Source organism: Roseateles chitinivorans, assembly GCF_050632235.1.
Taxonomy (GTDB): Bacteria; Pseudomonadota; Gammaproteobacteria; order Burkholderiales; family Burkholderiaceae_C; genus Roseateles; species Roseateles chitinivorans_A.
Window position 1 is genome coordinate 1,840,058 of record NZ_CP192584.1, and the last position, 11,655, is coordinate 1,851,712.

9 protein-coding genes are annotated in these 11,655 nt (G+C 72.7%); 3 read left to right on the forward strand and 6 right to left on the reverse strand.

The features are described 5' to 3' along the window. Positions 1-107 precede the first annotated feature (107 nt). The 3 genes from ACQ859_RS08260 to ACQ859_RS08270 are packed head-to-tail and all read left to right on the forward strand — an operon-like array spanning position 108 to position 3,883. The gene (locus ACQ859_RS08260) at positions 108-674 is read left to right on the forward strand and encodes a (2Fe-2S)-binding protein (protein ID WP_431265379.1); all 567 of its coding nucleotides are present in this window, start codon (positions 108-110) and stop codon (positions 672-674) included. After that, positions 667-1,662, forward strand: coding sequence for an FAD binding domain-containing protein (locus ACQ859_RS08265; protein ID WP_431265380.1), 996 nt, complete (start codon positions 667-669; stop codon positions 1,660-1,662). The genes ACQ859_RS08260 and ACQ859_RS08265 overlap by 8 nt, the downstream gene beginning before the upstream one ends. Before the next feature lies 1 nt (position 1,663). After that, positions 1,664-3,883, forward strand: coding sequence for a xanthine dehydrogenase family protein molybdopterin-binding subunit (locus ACQ859_RS08270; protein ID WP_431265381.1), 2,220 nt, complete (start codon positions 1,664-1,666; stop codon positions 3,881-3,883). Here the strand turns inward: ACQ859_RS08270 and ACQ859_RS08275 are convergent. From ACQ859_RS08275 to ACQ859_RS08300, 6 genes are all read right to left on the reverse strand, one after another. Beyond that, the gene (locus tag ACQ859_RS08275) at positions 3,871-4,431 is read right to left on the reverse strand and encodes an HNH endonuclease (protein WP_431265382.1); all 561 of its coding nucleotides are present in this window, start codon (positions 4,429-4,431) and stop codon (positions 3,871-3,873) included. The genes ACQ859_RS08270 and ACQ859_RS08275 overlap by 13 nt on opposite strands. 201 nt (positions 4,432-4,632) lie before the next feature. Next, positions 4,633-5,367 carry a response regulator gene (locus ACQ859_RS08280; RefSeq protein WP_431265383.1) on the reverse strand — a complete coding sequence of 245 codons (735 nt, stop codon included), beginning with the start codon at positions 5,365-5,367 and terminating at the stop codon, positions 4,633-4,635. A 61-nt stretch (positions 5,368-5,428) separates the two neighbouring features. After that, the gene (locus ACQ859_RS08285; protein ID WP_431265384.1) at positions 5,429-8,419 is read right to left on the reverse strand and encodes a response regulator; all 2,991 of its coding nucleotides are present in this window, start codon (positions 8,417-8,419) and stop codon (positions 5,429-5,431) included. Then, entirely contained in the window at positions 8,416-9,555 is a 1,140-nt protein-coding gene (gene cheB, locus ACQ859_RS08290; RefSeq protein ID WP_431265385.1) for a chemotaxis-specific protein-glutamate methyltransferase CheB, read from the reverse strand. Before cheB ends, ACQ859_RS08285 begins: the two co-directional genes overlap by 4 nt. Further along, a complete protein-coding gene (locus tag ACQ859_RS08295) occupies positions 9,552-11,186 on the reverse strand; it encodes a response regulator (protein ID WP_431265386.1) in 1,635 nt (544 codons plus the stop codon). Before ACQ859_RS08295 ends, cheB begins: the two co-directional genes overlap by 4 nt. Beyond that, positions 11,180-11,647 carry an Hpt domain-containing protein gene (locus ACQ859_RS08300; protein ID WP_431265387.1) on the reverse strand — a complete coding sequence of 156 codons (468 nt, stop codon included), beginning with the start codon at positions 11,645-11,647 and terminating at the stop codon, positions 11,180-11,182. The genes ACQ859_RS08295 and ACQ859_RS08300 overlap by 7 nt, the downstream gene beginning before the upstream one ends. Positions 11,648-11,655 lie beyond the last annotated feature (8 nt).

Here is an 11,655-nt window from a genome sequence, read left to right on the forward strand (position 1 = left end):
ACTTCACAGGTGCTTCACGGGCCCCTAGGCTCGCGCATTCCCCTTGCCGAAGGACCCGTCCGATGAGTGATTCCTCCCCATCCACGACCCTCGATCGCCGAGCGTTCATGGTAACCACCGCGAGCGTCGCGGGTCCAGCGCTGACCGCCGGATGCGCCTCGCCCGGCCTCGCCACGCCGCCATCCGCGAGCGCGCCGCGCTGCGAGGTCGTCGTCAACGGCCGGCCCCACGCGCTGCGGATCGAGGCGCGTGCCTCGCTGCTCGACGTGTTGCGCGAAGACCTGCAACTGACCGGCACCAAGAAGGGCTGCGACCACGGCCAGTGCGGCGCCTGCACCGTGCATGTCGACGGCCGCCGCGTGGCGTCCTGCCTGACGCTCGCGGCGAAGTGCGACGGCCGAGAGGTCCGCACGATCGAGGGCCTGGAGCGCGCCGACGGCGCCCTGCACGTGATGCAGCAGGCCTTCATCGATCATGACGCGCTGCAATGCGGGTACTGCACGCCCGGCCAGATCATGGCCGCGATCGCCTGCGTGCGCGAAGGCCACGCGCAGACCGACGACCAGATCCGCGAGTACATGAGCGGCAACCTCTGTCGATGCGGCGCCTACGTCGCCATCCTCGAGGCGGTGCGCGACGGCGCCCGCCGGATGAAGGGAGGCGAGCATGCGTGACTTCAGCTACGGCAGCCCGGACAGCGCGAACGCCGTCCTGGCGCGACGCGCGGCGGACGAGGCGCCCGGCCTGCGCTATCTCGGCGGCGGCACGACGCTTTTCGACCTGATGAAGCTGAATGTCGAGGCGCCGACCGCGCTCATCGATGTGACGCGCTGCCAGGACCTCCGCACGATCGAGCTGGGCCGCACCGAATGGCGCTTCGGCGCCGGCATGACGATGGGCGAGGTCGCCGACCACGAGCGTGTGCGCAGCGAATTCCCCGCGCTCAGCGAGTCGCTGTGGAAGGCCGCGTCCCAGCAGATCCGCAACATGGCGACGCTGGGCGGCAACCTGCTGCAGCGCACCCGCTGCGCCTACTTCCGAGGCACGCCCGCCTATCCCTGCAACAAGCGCGAGCCCGGCACCGGCTGCTCGGCGCTGGAGGGCGCGAACCGCGGCCACGCGCTGTTCGGCGGCAGCAGCCACTGCATCGCCACCTATCCCGGCGACCTCGCCATCACGCTGGCGGCCTTCGATGCGGTGGTCGACCTGCGCAGCCCGCGCGGTGCGCGCAGCGTGCCCTTGCTCGAGCTGCACCGCGAGCCCGGCGACACGCCGCACATCGAGACGCAGCTGGCACCGGACGAACTGATCGTCGCCCTCCGCATTCCGCGCTCCCCGGCGATGAAGGCCTCGGTCTATCACAAGGTGCGCGATCGCGAGTCCTACGCCTTCGCGCTGGTGTCCGCCGCCGTCGGGCTGCAGATGACGGCGGGGCAGGTCATCGACGTGCGCATCGGGCTGGGCGGCGTCGCCACGCGGCCCTGGCGTGCCGTCGCGGCGGAGCGCCACCTGCGCGGCCGCGCGCTGACCCGCGAGTCCGCGCGTCAGGCCGCCGAGCTGGTCTTCGCCGACGCGCGGCCGCTGCCGCACAACCGCTTCAAGGTCGCGCTCGGGATCGACACGCTCACCGACGCGCTGATGCAATCGAAGGAAAGGCTCTGACATGGCGACGTCCTCCCCAGCTTCCCCCAGCCGCCGCGACGGGCCCGAGCGCGTCGACGCGCGCGACAAGGTGCGCGGCGCGACCCGCTACGCGGCCGACCACGTCCCCGCCGGCGTGCTGCATGCGGCGCTGGTGCCGGCGCCCGTCGGCCGCGGCCGCATCGAGGCGATCGACACCGCGGCGGCGGAGCGTGTGCCGGGCGTGCGCCTCGTGCTCACGCACGCCAACATCGGACCGTTGCAGGGCGCCGGTTTCCTGATGGGCGGCGGCTTCGGCTTCCAGAGCCTGCAGCCCCTGTCGGGCGCGGACATCGCCTACCGCGGCCAGTACATCGCGCTGGTCGTGGCGGAGTCGCTCGAGGCCGCCCGCGAAGGCGCGCAGCGCGTCTCCGCGCGGATCACGCCGGCGACCGTCGCCGCGACGCCGGACTCGCCCGGCGCCCAGACGATCGGGCAGCCCGCGGCGCTGCCGCTCCCGTTCCTCGCCGACAAGCGGGTCGGCGACGCGGATGCGGTTGTCGCGCAGGCGCCGGTGCGGATCGACGTCACGGCGCAGATGCCGCCGCAGCATCAGAACCCGATGGAGCTGATCGCCACGCTGGCCCTCTGGGACGGCGATCAACTGACCGTCCATGAACCGACGCAGAACGCCGAGTCCCTGCGCCACGGCCTGGCGCGCCAGCTCGGCCTGCCGCCGTCCGCCGTGCGCGTGATGTCACCGACGATCGGCGGCGGCTTCGGGCAGAAGAACTCGCTGCAATCGCAGACGGTGCTGGTCGCCATCGCCGCGCGGCGGCTGGGGCGGCCGGTGAAGCTGGTCGTGCCGCGCGCGCTGCTCTTCCACAACACCTCCTTCCGGCCGCGCAGCGTGCAGCGCGTGCGCCTGGGCGCCGATCGCCAGGGCCGCGTGCTGGCGGCGATCCACGAGACCGACCAGCAGACCTCGCGCCACGACTTCTTCCCGTCGACCGGCAGCGACACCACCGCGCGGCTCTACGACATCAAGCACTTCCGCAGCGCCGACCGGCTGATCCGCACCGATGTCCAGACCCCGGGCTTCATGCGCGGCCCGCACGAACATCCGTCGGTCTTCGCGTTCGAGCTCGCCATGGATGAACTGGCGACCGCCACCGGCATCGATCCGGTCGCGCTGCGGCTGTTGAACGACGGTACCGCCGATCCGCTGACCGGCAAGCCGTATTCGTCGCGCCATGTGGGCGCCTGCCTGCGGCGCGGTGCCGACCTGATCGGCTGGAAGCGGCGCAGCGCAGCGCCGCGGTCGATGACCTTGCCCGACGGCACGCTGGTGGGGCTGGGCATGGCGATCGGCGCCTACAAGGCGGCCTCCGCGCCGGCCCGGGCGCATGTCCGGCTCGAGTCCTCGGGCCGCCTGCAGGTGTCGGTGGGCGGTCATGAGATGGGGCAGGGCATGCGTACCGCGATCGCCACGAGCGTCGCGCGCCTCACGGGCGCGCCGGTCGCCGCCATCGAGATCCGCATCGGCGACACGCAGGTCGCGCCGCAGCACGTCACGGCGGGCTCGTGGGGCACGGCGACGGCGCTGCCGGCCGTCGAGGAGGCGTGCCGCCGCCTGATGGAGGACCTGCGCGCCAAGGCCGGCGCGAACGGCGCCGGCAGCCTGCTCGACCTGCTGAAGGCCAGTGGACAGGAGGTCGCCGAAGCCCGCAGCCAGACGCGCGCGCCGGGACAGCCCGAACAGGTCTTCGGTCGCCTGGACGGCGGCCTGCCCGCCGCGGCGGGGCCGGTGTATCCGGACTTCGTCGCGTTCAGCTACGCCGCCCATTTCATCGAGGTCCACGTCGAGCCGACCACGCGCCGCATCCGTGTCGCGCGATGCGCCAGCGTCATCGATTGCGGCCGCGTCATCAGCCGTCGCACCGCGCGCAGCCAGGTCGAAGGCGGCGTGGTCTGGGGCATCGGCGCCTCGCTGCGCGAGATCAGCGAGGTGGACCCGCGCCACGGCGGTTTCCTCAACGCGGACCTGGCGGAGTACGTGATCCCGGTCGCGGCGGACATCGGCCGCATCGACGTCGACTTCATCGACGAGCCTGATCCCAAGCTCAATGCGCAGGGCGTGAAGGGGCTGGGCGAGGTCGTGATGGTGGGCGTCGCCGCGGCGGTCGCGAACGCGGTGTTCCATGCGACGGGGACGCGGGTGCGGCACCTGCCGATCCGCGTCGAGGATCTCTACGAGGCGTAGAGCCGCGACGACTTGGGCACGCTCGCCAGCAGGAACTCCATCTGGTCCGCCACGATGCGGCGGCCGCGCAGGATCATGTCCTCGTGCAGGCTGGGCACGTAGGGCAGGTAGAGCAGCGCCATGTGCGCCTCTTCCGGCGTGCGGCTGCCCTTGCGGCCATTGCAGGCGCGGCAGGCGGTGATGCAGTTCATCCACGTGTCCCGGCCGTTGCGCGACACCGGCTGGATGTGCTCCCGCGTCAGCAGGTCGGCATGCAGCACGTGCCCGCAGTAGGCGCAGACATGGCGGTCCCGTGCGAAGAGCTTGAAGTTGGACAGCGCCGGCGCCTGGCGCCAGGCGCGGCTCGGCACCGCGCCGCGGACCGCGACGATCGGGTGCAGCTCGATGCGCGATTGCAGCCCGGTCAGCCGCTGGTATCCGCCGCGCAGGACGTGGAAGGGGGCGCCCAGCGTCCACGCGATCGCGTCGCTGGCATAGAGCACCGCTGCTTCCTTCGACGAGATCCAGGCCTGCGGGCGGCCCGAGATGTCCAGCTGGAGAACGTCCACGGTCGTTGACCTCCTGCGACAGAGAGTAATCCAGTCGGAGGGGGCAACTCAAGTGCCAGACGCGCACGGTGGTGCCGCCGAGACGTCATTTCAGCTGTTCGCCGAACTTAGGCGCCCGATCAGCGAGGTTCAAGTCGGGAAATGACCAGCACGGGCTGACTCTTTCGGGTCAGGCCTCCCGGTCGCGCGGCCGTCACGGGCTCAGGACGCCAATTTCCCCAGCGCGCGGAGTTCCGCGACCGCCACCAGCCCGCCGGCGGACAGCGCGTCGTCCGGCAACCGGGCCTGCCCCAGCCGGGTGTCCGGCGCGAGCGCCGCCAAGCGCTCCTGCATCGGGGGCGCGTCGTCGCTGTCGATCTGGACGACGCAGAGTTGCGCATCGCCCGGCGCGCCGCTCCAGCCGATCAGGTCGGCGCCGTCGAGCGCGACGATCAGCTGCGCCGCCAGCGGCGGCAGCGACGCGGCCGGTCCCGCGATCACATGCACGACGACCTCCGAACCGTCCCGCATCGCGAGCTTCACCGTCTGGTCCAGCCGCTCCCGCAGCGCCGCCGGGGAGAGCGGCTCCGGCGCGGGCACCTCCGCCTGGCCGATCAGCTGGCGCAGCATCACGTCGAGTTCCTCGGCCTTGTCGAAGAAGCCGTTCGCACCGGCCGCCAGCACCGCCGCGCGGTACGCGTCGGTCTGGTGCGACAGCACGTGCACCTGTCCCGCATAGCCCTGCTTGCGCAGCGCCTTCAGCACCGTCAGGCCGGAGCCGCCCTGCGCGAGCGACAGGTCCAGCAGCACGGCGTCCGGCCGCAGATGGCCGATCAGGGTGAGGGCGGTGGTCTCATCGGCGGCCTCGCCGACCACGCGCAGCCCGGGCACGGTGTCCAGCCGCTGCAGCAGCTGGCGGCGGATGGTCAACGAGTCCTCGACGAGGACGATGGTCATGGGAATCGCAGTCGCTTGCATCGTGATGTCGTGTCTCCCTCGTCACACGTCCCGTTCGTGGTCATTCGTCCAGCGGATCGAGGTCGCCCCAGCTCGTGCGGCTGATCGCGCGTTTGACCTCGTCCATGAAGTGTCCTTGAGGATTCGACGGCGCGCGTGCGCCAGGCGTTCCAGGCGCGCCCGGCGCGGGCGCCGGTGACGCACCGTCGACCCCGGGTTCCCGCGTCGCGCGCTGCACGTGGCGGTTCAGCAGCTCGCGGTCGCGCGTCGTCAGCTGCGAGGCCGCGACGACGATCACCGGGATCGCCGCCGTCAGCGGATCGCGCTGCAAGGCCTCGACGACGCCGATGCCGTCGACCTCCGTCATCAGCAGGTCCAGCACGATCAGGTCGGGCACGTGGCGCCGCGCCAGGTCGATGCCTTCCTTGCCGCCGGTCGCGCGCAGCACCGAGAAGCCGGGCTGCGACAGGTGCGCGCTGAGCGACTGCAGGTCGCCCGGCGCATCGCTGATCGCCAGCACCAGGAACTTGCGCGTGGCCGTCGGCTTGAAGCCGAGCATCTCCAGCTCCTTGCTCAGGGCCTTGCGCGAGACCGGCTTGTGCAGCACCGCCGACGCGCCGAGCGACAGCGCCACTTCCTGCCCCGCATCCACCGACACGACCACCACCGGGATGTGCGCCCAGCCCGGCAGGTTCTTCAGGCGGGACAGCAGCTCCCAGCCGTCCAGGCCGCCCGGCAGGTTGACCTCCAGCGTGATCAGGTCGGGCCGCAGCTGCGGCGCGAGTTCGAGCGCCGCCTCGGCCGACGCCACGTGGCGGACGCGGAAGCCCGCCGCGTTCAGCTGCGTCTGCATCAGCGCCGCGGCCGGCTCGTTGTGCTCGATCACGAGCGCCAGCGGGCGTGCGCCGGGCTCGTCCGGCAGGATGACGTCGGGCACCACCGGGTCGCGCCACGGCAGCCAGCAGGTGAAGCAGCTGCCCTTGTCGGGCGCGCTGCTCACCGCCACCGCGCCGCCGTGCAGCTGCACCAGGCGCGCCACCGTCGCCAGGCCCAGGCCGGTGCCCTCGACCTTGTGCGTCAGCACGTTGCGGACCTGGTTGAAAGGCTGGAAGAGCTTGTCCAGCCCCTCCGGCGGAATGCCGATGCCGTTGTCGGTGACGCTGATCTGGATGAACTCGCCGTACTCGCTTTCCGGCAGCTCCGAGCGCCGCCCGTCCGGGAAACCCGGCAGCGCCTCGCGCGCGCGCAGCCGCGTCACGCGGCGCGCCTCGAGCCGGATGTTGCCGCCCTTGGGCGTGAACTTCGCGGCGTTGGACAACAGGTTGTAGATGATCTGCCGCAGCCGGCGGCGATCGACGCACAGCCGCTGGTTGCCGCCCACGCCGAAGAAGTCCATCTGGATGCGGTTCAGCCGCGCGCGTTCCTGGACGATCGCCAGCGCGTCGCGCAGCAGCTCGTCGAGCTCCACCGGCTCGATGTCGAGGTCGACCCGGCCGGCCTCGATCTTGGCCATGTCCAGCAGGTCGTTGACCAGCGACAGCAGATGCTGTCCGGCGTTGTGGATGTGGTTGCAGAACTCGGACTGGCGCTCGCTGACCGGGCCGGCCGCGCCGTCGCGCATCAGCTGGGCGAAGCCGATCACGGCATTCAGCGGCGTGCGCAGCTCGTGCGACATCGTCGACAGGAAGGCGGTCTTGGCGCTGCTGGCGCGGCTGAGTTCGGCATTGAGCTGCTCCAGCGCATCGTTGCGCTGCTGCAGCACGGACAGCAGTTCGGCGCGGCTGTCGGCCAGGTCGCGCGCGGCGCGAGCCTCGGCGGCCTCCATCGCGTTGCTGTGCAGCTCGGCATGGACGCGGCGGGCCTCGTCCTCGAACTGCTTGCGCCGTAGCTGGGCGCGCAGCCGCGCCTTGAGCAGCTCGACCTCGCCGTTGGCCTTGACGACGTAGTCGTCGGCGCCGGCCTCGAGGCCGGCCAGCATCGAGGCGCGTCCCTCGAATGCCGTCAGCAGCACCACCGGGATGTCGCGCAGGGCCGGCGCGGACTTGATCCGCCGGCAGGTCTCCAGCCCGCCGATGCCGGGCATCTGCACGTCCAGCAGCACGGCGTCCACGGGCTGCACCGCGAGCAGCTCCAGCGCCAGCTCGCCGGTGCCGGCGGCGATCACGTCGTAGCCGTCGTCGCGCAGCGTCGCGCCGAGTTCCGCCAGCACGTTGGCGCTGTCGTCGACCAGCAGCAGCCGCTTCGGACCGAGCAGGCTCGCGCCCTGTTCCGGCAGGCTGGACTTGGCGCTGCGCAACATCGCGGCCACGCGCGCCAGGATCAGGTCCACGTCGTCCTGCTTGCGCGCGAACGCGTCGGCGCCGGCTTCCAGCGCGCGCAGTTCCGCTTCCGGGCCTTCGTCCGCGGTCAGCAGCAGGCAGGGCGTGTGGCGCAGCGCCGGGTCCAGCCGCAGTCGGCGGATCACCGCCGCGCCGTCGATGCCCGGCATGTGCTGGTCGACGATCACCGCGTTGGGCCGCAGCGCCGCGGCCTGGCGCAGGCCTTCCTCGCCGTTGGCGGCCATGTAGATGTCGTAGCCGTGCGGCTCCAGCGCCTCGCACAGCGCCTCGCGGAAGGTCTCGCTGTCGTCGATCAGCAGCACCGAGGCGACATGCGGCTCCGGCGTCTGCACGCGGGCCTGCCGCTGACGCACCAGCTCGCGGGCGCGGTCGACGACGTAGCTGCGGTCGTAAGGCTTGCCGACGTACTCGTCCGCGCCGTGCGCGATGCCGCGCAGCCGGTCGCTGGTCTGCGAGGCGTTGGACAGGATCAGCACGACGCAGTCGGCGCCACCCTGCGGCGCGGCGCGCAGCTCGGCCAGCCAGCTGCCGCCGTCGCCGTCGGGCAGCTGGTTGTCCAGCAGGACCAGCGCCGGCATGGCCTCGGCCAGCGCGGCCCGGGCCTGCGCCAGCGTCGCGCATTCGACGCAGTCGAAGCCGGCGTCCTCGAGCGCCTCGCGCAGGTCCATCCGGACCGTCAGACTGTCCTCGACGATGAGGGTTCTCTTGTTCATGTGTGGGCTCCTCCCCAGGCCATGCCGCTCAAGCCCAACAGGGCGGGGCCGATGTCGGTCAACGGCAGCACGCGCTCGGCGGCGCCCAGCTGGGCGGCCTCCCGCGGCATGCCGTAGACCATCGAACTGGCTTCATCCTGCGCCAGCGTCGCGCCGCCGGCCCGGCGGATCGCGAGCAGGCCCGCGGCCCCGTCCCGTCCCATGCCGGTCAGCAGCGCCGCCGCGACGCCCGGGCCGATCTCCGCGGCCAGTGATTCGAAGAGCTCGTCCACCGACGGCCGGCAGGAATGCCGCGGCGCCGTGTGGATGAGCTCGAGTTGTCCCCCGCGCACGACCAGGTGCACGTCCGGCGGCGCCAGCACGACCTGGCCCGCCAGGTCGCGCAGCCGCTCGCCGCCGTGGGCGTAGCGCACGCGGTGCGGCGTCTGCGCGTCCAGCCACTCGGCGAAGCCGCGGCTGAAGACGGCGTTGATGTGCATCACGATCAGCACCGGCAGCGGCGCCGGCGCGGGCAGCGCCTGCAGCACCGTCATCAGCGCGCCGGGACCGCCCGTGGAAGCGCCCAGCGCCAGCACGGACCGGCGGGGCAGCGGGGCCGGCGCCGCCGCCGACGTCCGCGGGGTGGGCCGGCCGCCGATGCGCGCCCGCACGTGCGTGATGACGCGGATGCGCGACACCAGCCGCAGCAGCCGCACGTAGTGGCGCTCCCATTCGCCCTCGGGCTGGCCGGCGCTGGGTTTCTCGAGCACCTCGACGGCACCGGCGGCCAGCGCCTCGTAGGTGCGCAGCAGCTCGCCGCGGTTGGTGGACGACGAGACGATCAGGATCGGCGTCGGGCAGTGGGCCATGATGGCCTCGGTCGCCGCCTGGCCGTCCATGCCCGGCAGCATCATGTCCATCGAGACCACGTCCGGCCGCAGTTGCTGGCACAGCGCCACGGCGGTCGCGCCGTCATGGGCCTCGCCCACGACCTCGATGTCGCTCTGTGCGGCCAGCACCTCGCGGATGTGGGCCAGCACGGTGATCGAGTCCTCGACCACCAGCACGCGCAAGGTCTTCGTCGACGGCGGCGCGCTGCCGCCCAGGCCGCCGATGCCGCCGCCGCCCGCGCCGCCCATGCCCGCGCCGCCGCTCATGCGGACGCTCCCTGCGCCGATGCGGCGTTGAAGGCCGCCTGGGCCGAGCGCGCGACCAGGCGCGCGACCTGCGCGAGGAACTCGTTCTGCGCGAACTCGCCCTTGACGATGTAGCCGTCCGCGCCGACGGCCTTGCCGCGCGCGAGGTCCTCGGGCGCGTTGCGCGAGGTCACCAGCACCGCCGGGATGTCGCGCAGCGACGCGTCGCCGCGGATGCGGGTCATGAATTCGAAACCGTCCATGCCCGGCATCTCCACGTCGCACAGGATCAGCGCATACCGCTCGCGCCTGGCGGCCTCCAGGCCGTCCTCGGCGGAGGCGGCCATGTGCACGCGGTAGCCGGCCGCCTCGAGGATGCTCTGCTCGAGCATGCGCGTGGTGAGCGAGTCGTCGATGACCAGGATGGTGCCGGTCCGGGCCGGCGCCGCGACCGGACGGGGCCGCGCCTGGCGCGCCGCGGCGATCAGGCCTTCGGGCGCGAGCACCGGCACCGGCTGCTGGGCCGCGTCCAGCGCCAGGCCGGAGATCAGCGGCGACGCCGGCAGCAGCGCCGGCGGCGGCCGCAGCACGACGCTGGTGACGCCGTCCAGCGAATCCACGCCCAGCACGGCGCGCTGTCCGCCCGCGCGCAGCACCAGCGCCGAGCGTGGCGCCGGGGCGGCGACGCCGGGGCGCAGCGCCTCGGCCAGCGAGAGGTGGGGCAGCAGTTCGTCGCCGACGGCCACGTGCGAGCCGTTCAGCTCCGGGCGCTGCAGCACGCATTCGACGGCTTCGAGCGGCACCCAGGCCGACACGGTGCCGGCGCACAGGCGGATCGCGCGCAGCGCGGCCAGCTGCATCGGGACGCAGAGTTCGACCGTCGTGCCTTCGCCGCGCCGGCTGCGCAGCGTGAGCCGGCCGCCGAGGCGGTCGGCGGTGTCGCGCACCAGGTCCATGCCGACGCCGCGTCCGGCGAGCGAGTCGACGCGCCGCGCGGTGCTCAGGCCGCCGCGCAGCAGGCGTTCGACGAGGGCCTCGTCGTCGAGATAGGCCGCGCCGGCAATGCCCTTGTCGACGGCGGTGCGCCGCACGGCGTCCAGATCCAGCCCCGCACCGTCGTCCGAGCAGCAGAACAGGACCTCCCTGCCGCGCCGTTCGATGCGCAGTTCGATGAGTCCCTGCGGCGGCTTGCCGGCGGCGGCGCGCTCGGCCGGCGATTCGATCCCGTGCGCCACGGCGTTGCGCACCATCTGCACCAGCGCGCCGGAGATGGCGTTCAGCAACGCCGCCTCCAGTTTCACGTCGCCGCCGTGGCCGGTCAGCCGGGCCTGCTTGTCCTGCGAGCGCGCGGCGTCACGCGTTACGCGCTGCAGGGGCGGGAGCAGCTGCGAGGCCGGCAGCAGCCGCAGTTGCTCGGCGCTGTCGCGCAAGGCGACGAGCTCGCGCGCGAGCTGGCGCGCGCCGCGCTCGATCTGATCCTCGATGCGTGCCAGTGGCCCGGCCAGGATCTCCTGCTGGTCCTGGAGTGCGCCGCGCAGCTCGCGCAGCAGCATGCCGGCGCGCTCCAGCGGCGCGAGGTGACCTTGCGTGCGCGCGATGTCGGCGAGCAGGCCGTCGAGTTCCTCAGGCATCAGCTGAGGGATCGTCAGCACCGCGCCGACGAGATCGTCGACGGGCGTTGACTCGGCCTCCTGTGCGACCTGTGCGACCTGTGCGACCTGAGCCGGCTCGGCGGACGCCTCGGCCTTCGGCGCCGAGGCGGGGGCCGGGACTTGTCCGCCGCGGCCGGCGCGCCGGCCGCGGGGACATCGAGCGCCGTGATCGACTCCTCCGCCGCGTCGATCAAGGCCAGCAGCGCATCGAGTTCGGCGCGGCCCGGGGCCTCGTCGGCGTCGCGCAGCGGCGTGAGCAGGTCCTCGATCGCATGGGCTTGCGCCGCGATCGCGGGCAGGCGCACCACGCTGGCGGCGCCCTTGAGCGTGTGGGCCAGGCGCAGCAGCCGGGCGGGCAGGTCGGGCGCCGGCGCCTGCTCGGCGGCGAGCACGGCCTCGCTCATCTGCCGCAGCAGATCGCGGGCTTCCACGCGGAAGAAACGGTAGGGGTCCTTGGCCACGGCGTGGG

Coding starts and splice junctions, on each gene's coding strand:
- cheB (WP_431265385.1), bottom strand. CDS start 9,555: ATGAGCGGCGGCGCGGGCATGGGCGGCGCGGGCGGCGGCGGCATCGGC.
- ACQ859_RS08270 (WP_431265381.1), top strand. CDS start 1,664: ATGGCGACGTCCTCCCCAGCTTCCCCCAGCCGCCGCGACGGGCCCGAG.
- ACQ859_RS08280 (WP_431265383.1), bottom strand. CDS start 5,367: ATGACCATCGTCCTCGTCGAGGACTCGTTGACCATCCGCCGCCAGCTG.
- ACQ859_RS08265 (WP_431265380.1), top strand. CDS start 667: ATGCGTGACTTCAGCTACGGCAGCCCGGACAGCGCGAACGCCGTCCTG.
- ACQ859_RS08285 (WP_431265384.1), bottom strand. CDS start 8,419: ATGAACAAGAGAACCCTCATCGTCGAGGACAGTCTGACGGTCCGGATG.
- ACQ859_RS08260 (WP_431265379.1), top strand. CDS start 108: ATGGTAACCACCGCGAGCGTCGCGGGTCCAGCGCTGACCGCCGGATGC.